This is a genomic window from Pseudomonas sp. GM24, from assembly GCF_000282235.1.
Taxonomy (GTDB): Bacteria; Pseudomonadota; Gammaproteobacteria; order Pseudomonadales; family Pseudomonadaceae; genus Aquipseudomonas.
This window is the reverse complement of sequence record NZ_AKJR01000155.1, coordinates 1-13,602: the sequence shown is the minus strand read 5'-3', so window position 1 is coordinate 13,602 and position 13,602 is coordinate 1. Positions and strand designations below refer to the sequence as shown.

At 58.9% G+C, this 13,602-nt stretch carries 13 protein-coding genes; 1 reads left to right on the top strand and 12 read right to left on the bottom strand.

Translation table 11 applies throughout. The annotated features are described in order from the left end of the window. Positions 1–77: 77 nt before the first annotated feature. The 12 genes from PMI23_RS17620 to PMI23_RS17565 all read right to left on the bottom strand — a co-directional run bounded on the left by PMI23_RS17620 (position 78) and on the right by PMI23_RS17565 (position 12,568). Positions 78–812: an amino acid ABC transporter ATP-binding protein gene (locus tag PMI23_RS17620; RefSeq protein WP_007916729.1), complete on the bottom strand. Its 735-nt coding sequence runs from the start codon at positions 810–812 to the stop codon at positions 78–80. Next, complete coding sequence (locus PMI23_RS17615; protein ID WP_007916726.1) at positions 809–1,480, bottom strand: amino acid ABC transporter permease; 672 nt, start codon at positions 1,478–1,480, stop codon at positions 809–811. The genes PMI23_RS17620 and PMI23_RS17615 overlap by 4 nt, the downstream gene beginning before the upstream one ends. Beyond that, complete coding sequence (locus PMI23_RS17610) at positions 1,480–2,226, bottom strand: amino acid ABC transporter permease (RefSeq protein ID WP_007916723.1); 747 nt, start codon at positions 2,224–2,226, stop codon at positions 1,480–1,482. Before PMI23_RS17610 ends, PMI23_RS17615 begins: the two co-directional genes overlap by 1 nt. A gap of 194 nt (positions 2,227–2,420) precedes the next feature. Beyond that, positions 2,421–3,335: a glutamate/aspartate ABC transporter substrate-binding protein gene (locus PMI23_RS17605; RefSeq protein WP_007916721.1), complete on the bottom strand. Its 915-nt coding sequence runs from the start codon at positions 3,333–3,335 to the stop codon at positions 2,421–2,423. Positions 3,336–3,597: 262 nt separating this feature from the next. Then, complete coding sequence (gene mtr, locus PMI23_RS17600; protein WP_007916720.1) at positions 3,598–4,857, bottom strand: tryptophan permease; 1,260 nt, start codon at positions 4,855–4,857, stop codon at positions 3,598–3,600. A 150-nt stretch (positions 4,858–5,007) separates the two neighbouring features. Continuing rightward, the gene (locus tag PMI23_RS17595) at positions 5,008–6,336 is read right to left on the bottom strand and encodes an amidase family protein (RefSeq protein ID WP_007916719.1); all 1,329 of its coding nucleotides are present in this window, start codon (positions 6,334–6,336) and stop codon (positions 5,008–5,010) included. 30 nt (positions 6,337–6,366) lie between these two features. After that, on the bottom strand, positions 6,367–8,076 hold the full coding sequence (locus PMI23_RS17590) for an NAD(P)/FAD-dependent oxidoreductase (RefSeq protein ID WP_007916717.1): 1,710 nt from the start codon (positions 8,074–8,076) through the stop codon (positions 6,367–6,369). Between the two features lie 19 nt (positions 8,077–8,095). Beyond that, the gene (locus tag PMI23_RS17585) at positions 8,096–8,581 is read right to left on the bottom strand and encodes an aromatic-ring-hydroxylating dioxygenase subunit beta (protein ID WP_007916715.1); all 486 of its coding nucleotides are present in this window, start codon (positions 8,579–8,581) and stop codon (positions 8,096–8,098) included. Next, a complete protein-coding gene (locus PMI23_RS17580; RefSeq protein ID WP_007916713.1) occupies positions 8,562–9,860 on the bottom strand; it encodes a Rieske 2Fe-2S domain-containing protein in 1,299 nt (432 codons plus the stop codon). The genes PMI23_RS17585 and PMI23_RS17580 overlap by 20 nt, the downstream gene beginning before the upstream one ends. 14 nt (positions 9,861–9,874) lie before the next feature. Continuing rightward, entirely contained in the window at positions 9,875–10,807 is a 933-nt protein-coding gene (locus PMI23_RS17575) for a flavin reductase family protein (RefSeq protein WP_007916711.1), read from the bottom strand. Further along, entirely contained in the window at positions 10,804–11,220 is a 417-nt protein-coding gene (locus tag PMI23_RS17570; RefSeq protein WP_007916709.1) for a hypothetical protein, read from the bottom strand. The genes PMI23_RS17575 and PMI23_RS17570 overlap by 4 nt, the downstream gene beginning before the upstream one ends. Beyond that, positions 11,201–12,568: an MFS transporter gene (locus PMI23_RS17565; protein WP_007916707.1), complete on the bottom strand. Its 1,368-nt coding sequence runs from the start codon at positions 12,566–12,568 to the stop codon at positions 11,201–11,203. The genes PMI23_RS17570 and PMI23_RS17565 overlap by 20 nt, the downstream gene beginning before the upstream one ends. A 105-nt stretch (positions 12,569–12,673) precedes the next feature. Between PMI23_RS17565 and PMI23_RS17560 the strand changes: the two genes are divergently transcribed. Further along, positions 12,674–13,561, top strand: a complete 888-nt coding sequence (locus tag PMI23_RS17560; RefSeq protein ID WP_007916705.1) for a LysR family transcriptional regulator — start codon at positions 12,674–12,676, stop codon at positions 13,559–13,561. Positions 13,562–13,602: the final 41 nt, after the last annotated feature.

Below are 13,602 nucleotides of genomic sequence, written 5' to 3'. Positions count from 1 at the left end.
CGATCTTTTGATCTTTAAAAACAAAGTCAAAAGATCGCAGCCTGCGGCAGCTCCTACAGGGGGAGGCGGTGTTGCTTTTAGTGCTGCAGGATTTTCTCGAGGAAATGCTGCGCGCGTTCGGAGCGGGCGCTGATATCGCCGAAGAACTCCTCTTTCGGGCAGTCTTCGATGATCTTGCCGGCGTCCATGAAGATCACGCGGTCGGCCACTTTGCGCGCAAAGCCCATTTCGTGGGTCACGCACATCATGGTCATGCCTTCGTGGGCCAGTTGCACCATCACGTCGAGCACTTCGTTGACCATCTCCGGGTCGAGCGCCGAAGTCGGTTCGTCGAACAGCATGACGATCGGGTCCATCGCCAGCGCACGGGCAATCGCCACGCGCTGTTGCTGACCACCGGACAGTTGCCCCGGATGCTTGTGGGCGTGTGCAGACAAACCGACGCGCTCGAGCAGTTGCAGACCTTTCTTGGTCGCCTCTTCCTTGCTGCGACCCAACACCTTGATCTGCGCGATGGTCAGGTTTTCGGTGATGGTCAGGTGCGGGAACAGTTCGAAATGCTGGAACACCATACCGACGCGCGAGCGCAGTTTCGGCAGGTTGGTCTTCGGGTCGGCAATCGAGGTGCCGTCGACAACGATGTCGCCTTTCTGGAACGGCTCGAGCGCGTTGACGCATTTGATCAGGGTCGATTTGCCGGAACCCGACGGACCGCAGACCACGATCACTTCGCCTTTTTTGACCTCGGTGCTGCAATCAGTCAGCACCTGGAAGTCGCCATACCACTTGTTGATGTTCTTGATAGAGATCATACGGCAAACCTTTTTTGCAGACGCTTGACCAGCAGCGAGGCGGCAAAGCTGATGATGAAGTAGACGACACCGGCGAAGATCAGGAACTCGTTGGAACGACCAATGATGTCGCCACTGGCGCGGGATGCGTTAAGGAAGTCAACCAGACCCACGGTGTAAACCAGCGAAGTGTCCTGGAACAGAATGATGCTCTGTTGCAGTAACAGCGGGGTCATTTTGCGGAACGCCTGGGGCAGGATGATCAGGCGCATCATCTGGCCGTAGCTCATGCCCAGCGCTTGTGCCGCGCCCATCTGGCCTTTCGGGATCGACTGTACGCCGGCCCGAACGATTTCGCAGAAGTACGCCGCTTCGAACATCATGAACGCCACGATGCACGAGGTGAACGCGCCGATCGGGGTGTCTTCGCCGGTGATCCAGCGCAGCACGAATGGCACTGCCAGATAGAACCAGGTAATTACCAGCAGCAGCGGGATCGAGCGGAAATAGTTAACGTACGCGCCAGCAATGTTCGACAGCAGTTTGTTGTGCGACAGCCGGCAGAGCGCGAGGATCGTGCCGAGAATGATCCCGCCGACCACACCCATGGCCATCAGCTTGAGGGTCATCACCATGCCGTTCCACAAACCGGGAATGGCCGGGACGATGCCACTGAAATCGAATTCCATTATTTACCCCCCACGGAAATCAGGCCGGGCACGGAGACTTTCTTCTCAACCATGCGCATCACTAGCATCAGGCTCATGTTCAGGGTGAAGTAGATCAGGGTCGCCAGGGTGAACGCTTCGAACAGGTTGGCCGAGAACTCGGCGGTCTGTTTGGTTTGCGCGAGCAGCTCCATCAGGCCGATCAGCGAGGCCACGGAGGAGTTCTTGAAGACGTTGAGGAATTCCGAGGTAAGCGGCGGAATGATGATGCGGTAGGCCTGGGGCAGCAGCACATTCCAGTAGATCTGTGGCAGCTTGAAGCCCATGGCGCGGGCGGCGGATTCCTGGCCACGCGGCAGCGCCTGGATACCGGTGCGCACTTGTTCGCAGACACGGGCGGCGGTGAACAGGCCCAAGCACACGACTACGCTGAGGTAAGCGGAAGTGGTCGGGTTGAGGTCCTGCTTGTACCACTCCTGCAGATCCGCCGGCAGCAGGTCGGGCACCAGAAAGTACCAGATGAACAGCTGAACCAGCAGCGGCACGTTACGGAACAGCTCGACGTAGCACGTCGCGATGCCCGACACGATACGGTTCGGCACGGTGCGCATGACGCCCAGTATCGAGCCCAGCAGCAGGGCGATGATCCAGGCCACGATGGCGATGGCGATGGTCCAGCCCAGACCGGAGATGAACCAGTCGAGATAGGTCTCGCTGCCCACGCCGGTGGACTTGAAGAACACGCCCCAGTCCCAGTTGTAATTCATTAGGGTCTCCCCTCGATTCGATCGATGTACAAGTGCCCGCCTGGGGAAACTCCGTTCCCTCCCTGACCTTGACGGTCAGGCACACGCGATCGGCTCGACAGCCACCGGTTCGAGTGTTTCCAGAAAATACCAGCAGGGAGTGACCATCCCCTGAAAAGGCAGAAGCCTCCTCAGGGGATAAGGTTAGTCAGAAATCAGGATTTCTTGTCGTCAGCCGCTTTGTCGGTCGGATTGGCGATCAGGGTCTTGAGCTCGTCGCTCATCGGGAAGTTCAGATTCAGGCCTTTTGGCGGAATTGGCTGCATGAACCACTTCTCGTAGATCTTGTTGATCGCGCCCGATGCGTAAGTGGCCTTGATGGCGTCATCCACAGCCTTTTTGAACGGCTCGTCGCCTTTGCGCATCATGCAGCCGTAGATTTCGTACGACTGTGGAGTGCCGGTCACGGCCCAGTCAGTCGCCTTTTTGGCCTTGGCGGCTTCACCGGCCAGCAGCGCGTCGTCCATCATGAACGCAACGGCTCGACCCGATTCCAGCATCTGGAAGGATTCACCGTGGTCTTTGGCGGAGATGACGTTCATGCCCATCTGCTTGTCGGCGTTCATCGCCTTGAGGATGCGCTCGGAGGTGGTGCCAGCGGTGGTCACGACGTTCTTGCCTTTCAGATCGTCGAAATCCTTGTATTTGGAGTCAGCCTTGGACAGCAGACGGGTACCGATTTCGAAGATGCCGACGGAGAAGTCAACCTGCTGCTGACGCTCGACGTTGTTGGTGGTGGAGCCACACTCGACGTCCACGGTACCGTTCTGCACCAGCGGGATACGGGTCTGCGAGGTCACCAGATTGTATTTGACTTGCAGGTTTGGCAGGTCGAGGTCTTTCTTGATCGCTTCGACGATGGCCAGCTGGATATCGTGGGAGTAGCCAACCGGCTTGCCGGAAGCGTCAGCGATGTAGGAAAACGGGATGGAGGCGTCGCGGTGGCCCAGGGTGATCACACCGGACTCTTTGATTTTCTTCAGGGTGCCGGTGAGTTCGGCGGCGAAAACTGGCGTGCTGATCAGAGCGGCCGCAATGGCTGCGCCCAGGATATGGGGAACGATGCGCATCAAATTTTCCTCGACATTGTTTTTTTTATGGAGCCAGTTTGTCGGCCCTTTTGTGCTTCGAATGCCTGACGGCTCCTGAAGTGTTGGCGCAACAGGCATTCGTCGAGAGAGTGTAGAGCATGACTCGTGCCAGACCAGTCGCAGATAGATAACATGTTGTTTTATAACGTTATTAAACTTTTGTGGCGGTATTTTTTAACGTAACTGATCCGGTTAACCGAATCGACCGTAAGGTCGCGTTCGGAAAACCGAACGAGAAGCCTCAGCGCCACACAGGCAGACAATCAAATACGAACAGCAAATGGGACACCGCGCAGATCGCCCCGAAAAACAGCACCAGCACGATCATCGGCGTCCCCCCCCACACCTGATAGCGTGGACTGCCAAAGCGCTTGCGCGAAGCCCGAGCCAGTAGCGCCGGAGTAATCACCGCCCACAATGTCGCCGCCAATCCGGCAAAACCGATGGCATGCAGAAAGCCTTCCGGCCAGAGCAATCCGCAGAGCGTCGGTGGCGCGAAAGTGATGGCGGCGGTCTGCAGGCGGCCGATGGGGCTGTCGTCGAAACCCAGCACATCGGCCAGGTAATCGAACAAACCCAGGGTCACCCCGAGAAATGAACAGGCCACGGCGAAATTGGAGAAGAACGTCAACAGCAGATCGACGTTGGCGCTGTTGAGCTGTGAACCCAGGGCGCTGATCAGCGCATCGATATTGCCACCGCGCTGAGCGATGTCCTTGAATGCGTCGCGGGGGATGTTGCCCATGCTGCAGAGCATCCACACCAGATACAGCGCCAGAGCGATCAACGTGCCGCCGACCAGGCAAGCGCGAATCCGCTGCGGGTCCTTGCCGTAATGCTTCATCAGGCTCGGCACGTTGCCGTGAAAACCGAACGAAGTCAGGCAGAAGGGCAGGGTCACCAGCAGATAAGGCCAGTAATGGTTGTCACCGCTGTTCAGGTTGAGCAGCGTGGTGCTTTGCACATGGCCGAGCAAACCGCCAAAGGTTAGAAAGAACGCGAGGATTTTTGCGCCGAACACCAGCGTGGTCATGCGACTCACCGCCGTGGTACTGAGCCAGACAATGAACGCCACCAGCAGCGTGAACCCCAAACCGCCCGCGCGCGATGACAACTCAAGCCCGAAGGTTTGCGCGGTGTGATGAAGCACTGAGCCGCTGGCGGAGATGTAGGCGTACGTCAGGGTGTACAGGACAAAGACAATGCTCAAACCATTCAAACGGCTCCAGCCACGCCCGAGCAGATCGCCGGTGATCGTGGCGAAACTCGCGCCTTCACGGTAATTGAGATTGGCTTCAAGAATCATCAGGCCCGAGTGCAACGTGCAGAACCAGGCAAACAGCAGCACGGCAACCGAGCCGTAGAACCACAGCCCGGACATGATCACCGGCAGCGAAAACATGCCGGCACCGACGATGGTGCCGCCGATGATCATGGCGCCGCCAAGGATCGACGGCGAGCGTTCGACAGCGGGAACGGAGGATATTGAGGTGACGCGCATGGCAAGGCCCGCAATTTGAATTGTTATAGGTGCATCGACGCAGAGCCCCTGTAGGGGCGAGCCGGCTCGTGATAGCGATGTGGCAGACGAAGTTGATGTCGACTGACACGACGCCTTCGCGAGCAGGCTCGCTCCCACAGGGATCGTGGTTTAACCGATGTCGAGCAGGTGCTTCAGGTGCCGCACATTGGCCAATAGAAAGTCGTCCTGCCCTGGTAGTGCATCGAACGACAGGCCCACCGGCAACGCACTCGCCGCCGCTACCGGCACACTGATGCTTGGCGCCGCCAGATTGCTCGCCGGGTCGGTATTGCGCACGAACGTTTCAAAGTTGCTTTCATCCGCGCAAGCGCTGAGCAGCGGTGCGCTGCACGTGACGGTCGGGTAAGCCAGCAGGTCCAGTTGATGGCGGCTGAAGAGGGCGCGGTATTCCTTCTCCTGACGCAGTTTGCTCATCAATGCCTGCACGTAGTCGGTGTAGGAAATCGCTGGGCTTTCCAGTTGGGCGGTGAGGATTTTCTTGATCGCCGGATCGCGAATCTGCGCGAGGATGTCGAGGAACTGCTCACCGCGTCCGGCTTTCATCAGGAACCGTGGAAAATCGATGAAGAACTCGTAGATCGGTAGCGGAAACTGAATGCTCTCGTTGATCTCGCCAATCACGGCATCGTCGACCGGCACGATGATCACACCGCGATCGGCCAAGGTATCGATGGCCGTGCGGCAAGCGCGTTGCACGTTGTCAGCGAGGTCGGTCCAGAGAAACCGCTCGGGAATGCCAATGCGCAACGGCCGGGTTTCTGCCTGATGCAGGCAGCCGGTCAATTGCCCGTGAACGAACTGACAATCCTCCACGGTGCGGGTCAACAAGCCCGGAGTGTCTTTGGTTTGCGACACCGGGACGATGCCGTCGACCGGATAAACGCCGGTGGTGGGGCGAAACCCGACAATCCCGCAGAACGCCGCCGGTATCCGTACCGACCCCCCAGTGTCGGTGCCGACCGCACACGCCACCAGTCCGGCAGCGACGGCGGCAGCACAGCCGCCGCTGCTGCCACCGGCACTGTGGCGTTCGTTGACTGGGTTGATCACCGCGCCATGGGAATGGTTGGCCGAGGTCACGCCGAACGACAATTCGTGCATGTTGTTTTTGCCGACAATCTGCGCGCCCAATTGCCGAAAGCGCTCGACGATGCCGGCATCGGTTTGCGGCACATAGTCGGCCAGCCCGGGCGTACCGGCGGTGGTCGGCATGCCGCTGACGTTGATGTTGTCCTTGAACGACACCGGCAGGCCATACAGTGCGCTGTCGCGCCCAGCGGCATTTGCCTTGGACGCTGACGGGTCGAAGGTGATGAAACTGTTCAGGTGTTGCATCTGCACATGACGCTCGCGCAAGGCATGCTGCCAGGTGTCCGGGCAGTGTTGGCCACTGCGCAAGCCGTTGACGAGCTGTTCAATTGAAAGCTGGCTGTACATGGATGATTCTCGGCATGGAAAGGGACTGGGTCAGCAGTAGCGATACTGCGAGTGCAAGTCGTCGAGCGGGTTGCCGGCAAGCAGATCGCCGCCCAGGCTGCTGATCACCGCGCACGCACCGTTGAGTGCGGTTTGAATCGCGCCTTCGGCCCAGCCACCGGTGAACGAGGCGCCGCAACCGGCCAGGTACAAACCGGTATCCTGTTGCGGATCGAGTGCGGTACGGAACTGATAGAACAGGCGCTCGGAGTAGATGTCGTCGCCGGGGAAATTCAGCTTGAAAGCGCCGAGTGCGTGCTTGTCGGTCAGCCAGTCGTATTCCAGAACGTAGCGCTGGTAGTCACCGTCCAGCGGCAGCAGATGGCTGGCAAATTCCGGTGCGCTCATCGCCAATTCGTCGACCAGACGCAGGCAGCGCTGCACCTTGTCGGTCATCGAAACCATCTTGTGCGAGTCGTCTTCCCAGGTGTAACTGATCAACACCACGCCCCAGGAATCCGGATCGTGCGGCGCGTAGTCGAGGCAATACACGCCCTTGACCAGGGTGTCGGTCTGGATGTTTTGCGCCAGGCCATGTTTGAGCCAGAACTTGTCCTTGGTCAGGATGAACAGCTTGGATGAGCCGACCATGTGCGTTTCGTTGATCGCCCGCGCGACGTCGCGATTGACGAAGGCCTGGTTCTGCGTGAGCTTGAGGTTCACTTGCAGGGCGCGGGTCGTGGTGGTGGTGATTACCCGGTCGCAGGCGTAGGTTTCGCCGTTGCTGCCGGCCAGCAGAATCTCGCCGTGCGCACCTTTGTTGATCGACTCGATGCGCGTGCGGCAAATCATGTCGCGCACCTGAATACCGTTGAATTCGGTGTCGGCAATCCGCTCGGCCAGCGAGGAAATACCGTTGGGCACCAGACGCTGATTGACCTCCAGCGCATTGACCACCAGGCGCAGGATCTCGGTGAACGACGCGCGGTACACCGACTGGAAACCGCCCGAGCCAATGCCCAGCGAGCCGAAGAGGTGGAAGTCTTCGGGCTTGCGCCACGGTTTGCCGCCCGGCGGTTTTTTGCCGGTGAAGATGCGCACCATCGCCGAGTAAAACGAGCTGTCACCGAAGCAGTCCAGGTAGCGTTGCCACTCGGGCTGCACTTCGCAGTAATTGTGCTGCTTGAGCAATTCGGTGATCAGCAGCGGTGGCGCCAGGCACGTGCCGTCATCGAGGGTCACGCCTTCGCTGAGAAAGGCGATCCAGCCTTGGTGCACGGTGCTGAACAGCGCCGGCGGTGGTTGCATGGCTGCCCAGTGATGGGCTTCGCCACGGTAGTGGATTTCGGTGTCGACCACGCCCGGGTCGGGAAACGCCTCGGTGGTCTGGATGCCGAAGCGATTGAGGTAATGAAACAGCCCGACTTCACTCGGCGGAAAACGCATGGCGCCCATTTCCGCGATGAACTGCGGCTGTTCCTTATCAAAACACTGCGTCAGCAGACGCCCGCCGACATGCTCGGGTTCCGCTTCAAACAGCGTCACGCGACGCGCACCGGCGCGCAGCAGTTCGTAAGCGGCGACCAGCCCGCTGAGGCCAGCGCCGACGATGCCGATGTGTTTCTCGGCAGTTTCCGCCGGCAGGTAACCAATGGCTTCATCGGCACTGCGCAGGAACTGGCCATAGTCATACAGCAGATCGACGTAGGGAAAAGACAGGCACGCGGACGCCTGACTGGAATCATGGGAAATAGCTTTCACAGGGAGACTTCTCGATCGATCAGATAATGAGCTGCAGGCTTTCAAGGGCGCGTGCGGGGTTGAGCAACAGGATCTTCTTGCCGTGAATCTTCCACGTGCCATCGATGTTGATCAGTTGATGTTCGACGGTCACCGGGTAGTGCCATTCGTTGTCGCCGCGCGCTTCGCAATAGAGCATGTTGGAGCTGGCGCACGCGCTGAACGAGGCTGCATCGAGCGTGATGCGCGGGCGCTGGGCGATGTGCAGGCTGCGGCTCTTGGGCTGTTGGGAGAAGTTGCGCGCATTGGCCAGTCGGTTGATCCGCAGCGTGGTCAGAAAACGGTCTTCGTACACCAGCGATGATTCGTGCAACGGACTGACCTGCTCACGGGTCATGGGAATCCAGTAGTGGTAGTCATCGCAGAGCAGCTGTTGCCAGGCGTCGAAATCCTGCTGGTCGAGCAAGTGCAGTTCGGTCTCGATCAGTTGCTCGATGGCGTGGTGATTAGATTGATCGTGTTGCATGGTCGTCCCGCATCAAGTGCTGCCAACTGTTATAGAAATTACGCATGGCCATTTCGCTGGTGCCGGACACCACTTGGGTCTGCGCATAGGATTCGTTCGGGCTGAACAGGCGGGCGACGTTGACCCATTCGTTGGCGTCGCTGCCCAGGCCTTCCATGGCCCGTTCGTACATTTCCACGTCGTCGTGGGCGACCATCGAACACGGCGAGTTGATCAGGTTGTTGTACTGCACAGTCCTTTCCAGCAACTGCACGGGGGCGCCCTGCAGTTCGAAGATCCACGACTCGACGATGGTTTCGCGGGCGCTGAGCGGTTTGATCACGCGCAAGGTCTGGATCGGTCCCTTGACCATCAGGTTGGGGAAATACACGGTGTTGTGGCGGGTGTCGTCGAGGATCGCCCGGGCCTGCTCTTCACCGTAGCTTTCCACCATCAAGTCCCAGTAACCGGGGATGTCGGTGTAGGCCTTGTGGATCGAATTGCTGACCCCGGTGTGCCCGTGGCCATTGGGCCAGACGCGAATGCCCATGCCGGCGAAAAACTCGTAGGAGGCCATGAACGGCGAGAACAGTTCGACGGCCATCGGTGGCTTGCCCTGATCACCGGTTTCCTGCCACAGGCGGATGGCTTCGCCGGCCGAAGATTCGTGGGCGATCATCGGGTGGCAGGTGTCGGTCTGGTTGTCGACGACCATTTTCCAGTTGCAGCGATGGCGGTGCAGCAATGGCTGGCCGATTACTTTCAGCTGGCCCTGCGGCGAGCGCATGACCATGTTGTCGAGTGTCGACAGCGACTCGCCAAAGAACTCCTCGAAGCCGATGCCTTCTTCCGTCAGGCGGACAAAGACGAAGCCGCGATAGTTGTGCACCGCGTTCACCGGGCGCATGCCTTTGTGCGCGGAACAACTGCTCAGGTCGCAGTCGTCGTACTCCTTTTTCACCGGAATGCTCAGCAGCTCGCCGTCCGTCTTGAACGTCCACGCGTGGTACGGGCAACGCATGAAGCGGCCGACATTGCCGCGCGCTTCGGCCAGCACTTTCACGCCTTTGTGCGGGCAACGGTTATGCAGCACGACGATGGCACCGTTCTTCTGCCGAACCATGGCCAGCGGCTGTTGTGCGAGGGTGGTGGTGAAGTAGTCGCCGGTCTCGGGGATCAGGCTGTCGTGACCCAGGTAGCACCAGCTCGCGGCGAATACGCGCTGCTGTTCCTGTTCGAAAAGCGCCTGATCAAGGAACAGAGATTTATGCACTTCTCTGCCATTGAAATAGTTGTCCAACGGAGTGTCCTCTCTCAGATCGCCAGTTTCAGGCGCGGGCTTTTGGCGCGGGAGACGCAGGGGTAGATTCGCGCACTGCACGCCGCTTCCTGTTCGCTCATGATGAAATCGCGGTGGTCGACTTCGCCTTCGAGGACGTCCAGCGCGCAAACGCCGCATTCACCACGACGACAGTCGTACAGCGGGTCGAGCCCGGCCGCTTCCAACGCTTCGAGCAACGACTGTTGCGGGCCGACATTGATGCTGACGCCGGAGTCGGCCGCCTCGATGACGAAGCCTTGCGCGGTGGTTTCGCGGGCAACGTTGAACACTTCCAGATGGATCTGTTCACGCGCCAGGCCAACGCTTTCGGCGTGACTGAGCACTGCGTTGAGCATCGCTGCCGGGCCGCAGACATACAGGCGGTCATCGGCGCGCAGATCGGCGAGCACTTCGCTGATCGCCGGGCGACTGCCGGAGAGGTGCAGTTGCAGGCGTTCTTGCAGGTGTTCTTGCAGGTACCGGGCGTAGACCGCATCGTCGGCGCTCTTGGCGAAGTAATGCAGGTGCGCAGGGCGATCCAGCGCAGTCAGGTGGCGCAGGATGCCGGTCAGCGGCGTGATGCCGATGCCGCCGGCAATCGCGATATCACGCCCGCTGTCAACGTCGAGCGGGTAGTTGAAAGTGTTCAGCGGACCTTCCAGTTCCACGCTGTCATTGACCGCCAGGGTGCGGATGTACTGGCTGCTGACGGAGTCTGGCGAGAGGCGAATGGCGAAGGTGAACTGGCCATCCTCAACCTCCTTTACATGCACCGTCGAGTAGTGACGACAGTCATCCAGCCCCGGGATCTGCCATTTGAAATGTGCCCCGGCGTGGCTCATGTCGATCAGGGAAGGCGGGCCGCTGACGGTGACTTCCTTGATCGACGCCGAGAGCATCCGGCAGTGGGTGACGGTGTATTTCATGCAGGTTTTTCCTGGCTCAACGGTGTTTCGTGCAAGTACAACCACTGGACGTCGTGGTGCTGGACGCGAAGGATCGCCAGCGAAATACGCGAGGTTTCGCTTTGGTTCAGGCGATGGGTTTCCTTGTAGCGCAGGGCCACGGTCGAACCTTCGTGCCAGACCGTGTGCAGGTCGCTGATCAGAATCTCCAGACCTTTGCGGGCACCGACGGCGCCGTTGAACAGTTGCTCGACTTGCGCCCGACCGACCACGGCGGCCGAGGTGGTGACCATGCTGAAGTGCTCGGCAAACACCTCCATCAGCGGCGCGATGGCGTCTGCGCCGGCCCCGTCGGCGTCGGTAAAGACGCGCTGAATCAGTTCGTGCACGTGGTGAATACTGTGTTGCGCTCGTTCAACCAGGTTGTTGTTCATGGCATTCCTTTGGAGGGTTCAATTGACTCATCTGAAACAGCGGGAACAGCCCGACCAGCGCGGCAATCGCGAACGTCGCGTGGTAGGCCTGCGTGGTGTCGAACTGCTTGAGCAGCACATTGAAAATCATCAGAAACAACGCCGCACCGAGGCTGAACGACATTTGCCGATTGATGTTCCAGATCACACTCGCCTTGTGCGTATCGCCGCCGGCAAAATCCATCAATGAGGTGGTTTGCGCGGTGTTGGCACCGATGCCACCGCCGATGCCCATCAAGCTGTAAGCGATGACGATCACCCACAGGTCCGTTGGCGCGTTGACCAGCATCAGCGTGGCGATGCCGGCGCTGTGCAGCAGCATGCCGAGGGTGAACAGGCGTTTCGCGCCGACCCGGTTGTAGACCCGGCCGCAAATCGTCATCGCAATGAACGCGCCGATGGCGTAGAGGATCATGAACATCCCGGTCAGCCGGGCGCTGAAGTGCAGCGTGTTCTGCAGGAAGAAAATGCTCATCAGATTGACCCCGGTGAACACGCCGGGAATCGCGTAATAGATGAAGATCGAGGTGCTGAGCTTTTTACTTTTGAGCAGGCTCAATTCGATGATCGCGTTGCTGCAGCGGCGGTAGTGCCGCAGGTACAGCACGATGAACAGCAAACCCGCCGCGACACAGCTCAACGCGGCCAGCGCCGGGTAGTCGCCGCCGTACAGCGACATGCCCATCAGCAGGCTGGCGAGCGCGGCACTGACCAGCAGCAGGCCTTTGATGTCCGGGCGCGGCAGATCGGTCGGTTTGCTTTCCTTGATCCAGAACCACGACAGCCCGGCCGCGATCAACGAAAACGGGATGTTGCTGTAGAACACCCAGCGCCAGGAGCTGCTGTCGACAATGATGCCGCCGACCGTCGGTGAAATCGCCGGGGCAATCAGCGCGACGGCCATCACCAGTGTGGATATTTTCGCCCGTTGCTCGCCCTGAAACAGATTGAAGGTCAGCGCCTGACCGACCGGAATCAGCAAGCCACCACCGACGCCCTGCACGAACCGCCAGATCACCAGTTCATGGAAACTGTCGGCCATGCCGCACATCCACACAGAGCCGGTGAACACCAGCATCGAAGCGGTGAGAATCTCGCGACTGCCAAAACGCCCGGCCAGCCAGGTGCTGACCGGAATAATCAGGGTCAGGCCAAGAATATAAGCATTGGCGACCCACGCCACCGATGAAGTACTGACCTGTAAAGTTGCCGATATACTCGGCAGTGCCACCGCCGACATAAATATGTTTATACAGTCAATAAAAAAGCCGATCAGAAAGATCAGCGCGATCTTATAGCGATAGTTCATGTTGAATCCCCTTTGCCGCGCAGCATAGGGGCGATGGACTTGAAGTGTCGATACGACTATGCTTAAAACAATGTTTGACAGGATTTAACAGTGAGCCATAGCGCCATGCACTCTCATCTTAATCGGGTTCAGACGTTCCTCGCGGTGGTGGATTTTGGTTCTTATACCAAAGCTGCAAACTACCTGAGTATCAGCAAAGCCATGGCCAGCCTGCATGTCAAGGCGCTGGAGGAGGTTTTGTCGGCGACGCTGTTGATCCGCAACACCCGCAATATATCGCTGACCGAAATAGGTCAGGAGTTTTATGAAGAGTTCAAGGGGATTGTCGCGGACATCGACAATGCCTTTGATAATGTCCTGAAAGGTAATAATCGGGTATCCGGAAAGTTACGGATTAGTTCAACCAGTGAATACGGTGAAAAGTATATTCTGCCGTTGATTCCACTGTTCTCCGAGCGTTATCCGGAAATCCGCTTGTGCTACAACTTCAACTCTTCGTTGAATGATCTGGTCGCGGAAAAACTGGATCTGGTGATCCGTCTGGGTAACTTAGCGGATTCGGCATTCAAGAGCCGCAAGTTGGCCGATTATGAAATCGTGCTGGTGGCCACCGAGCAATTCCTCTCCCGACATCCGGTGCGGCAACCGCTGGACCTGAACAGCGTGCCGTGGATCGCCAACAGCAATTTGCAGGCGCCGACTCAGTGGACATTGCGCCATGGGCCAGGGCAGGGCGTTGAGGTCGGTGGCACCAGCCACTTCGAATCGAACTCGTCGACGGCGATTCGCTCGATGACGTTGTCTTCACTGGGCGTATCGGTTCTGCCTGCCTGGGTGGTGGCAGATGACATTGCCACCGGGCGTCTGGTGCGCTTGCTGCCGGAGTATTCGCTGCCCTCGCAGTCGATCAATGTGGTGTTTCCCAACACCCCGCATCTGCCGCACAAGTCGCGGGCGTTTATCGATTTTCTGTTGTTGCATTTGGCGCAGTGATCCCGGCCCCAAAGCCCCTCACCCTAGCCCTCTCCCAGAGG

Bases quoted from the DNA above. Each gene is read 5' to 3' on its own strand.
- PMI23_RS17565 (WP_007916707.1), bottom strand. From the start codon at position 12,568: ATGAACTATCGCTATAAGATCGCGCTGATCTTTCTGATCGGCTTTTTT.
- PMI23_RS17595 (WP_007916719.1), bottom strand. From the start codon at position 6,336: ATGTACAGCCAGCTTTCAATTGAACAGCTCGTCAACGGCTTGCGCAGT.
- PMI23_RS17615 (WP_007916726.1), bottom strand. From the start codon at position 1,480: ATGGAATTCGATTTCAGTGGCATCGTCCCGGCCATTCCCGGTTTGTGG.
- PMI23_RS17620 (WP_007916729.1), bottom strand. From the start codon at position 812: ATGATCTCTATCAAGAACATCAACAAGTGGTATGGCGACTTCCAGGTG.
- mtr (WP_007916720.1), bottom strand. From the start codon at position 4,857: ATGCGCGTCACCTCAATATCCTCCGTTCCCGCTGTCGAACGCTCGCCG.
- PMI23_RS17605 (WP_007916721.1), bottom strand. From the start codon at position 3,335: ATGCGCATCGTTCCCCATATCCTGGGCGCAGCCATTGCGGCCGCTCTG.
- PMI23_RS17560 (WP_007916705.1), top strand. From the start codon at position 12,674: ATGCACTCTCATCTTAATCGGGTTCAGACGTTCCTCGCGGTGGTGGAT.
- PMI23_RS17585 (WP_007916715.1), bottom strand. From the start codon at position 8,581: ATGCAACACGATCAATCTAATCACCACGCCATCGAGCAACTGATCGAG.
- PMI23_RS17610 (WP_007916723.1), bottom strand. From the start codon at position 2,226: ATGAATTACAACTGGGACTGGGGCGTGTTCTTCAAGTCCACCGGCGTG.
- PMI23_RS17570 (WP_007916709.1), bottom strand. From the start codon at position 11,220: ATGAACAACAACCTGGTTGAACGAGCGCAACACAGTATTCACCACGTG.
- PMI23_RS17575 (WP_007916711.1), bottom strand. From the start codon at position 10,807: ATGAAATACACCGTCACCCACTGCCGGATGCTCTCGGCGTCGATCAAG.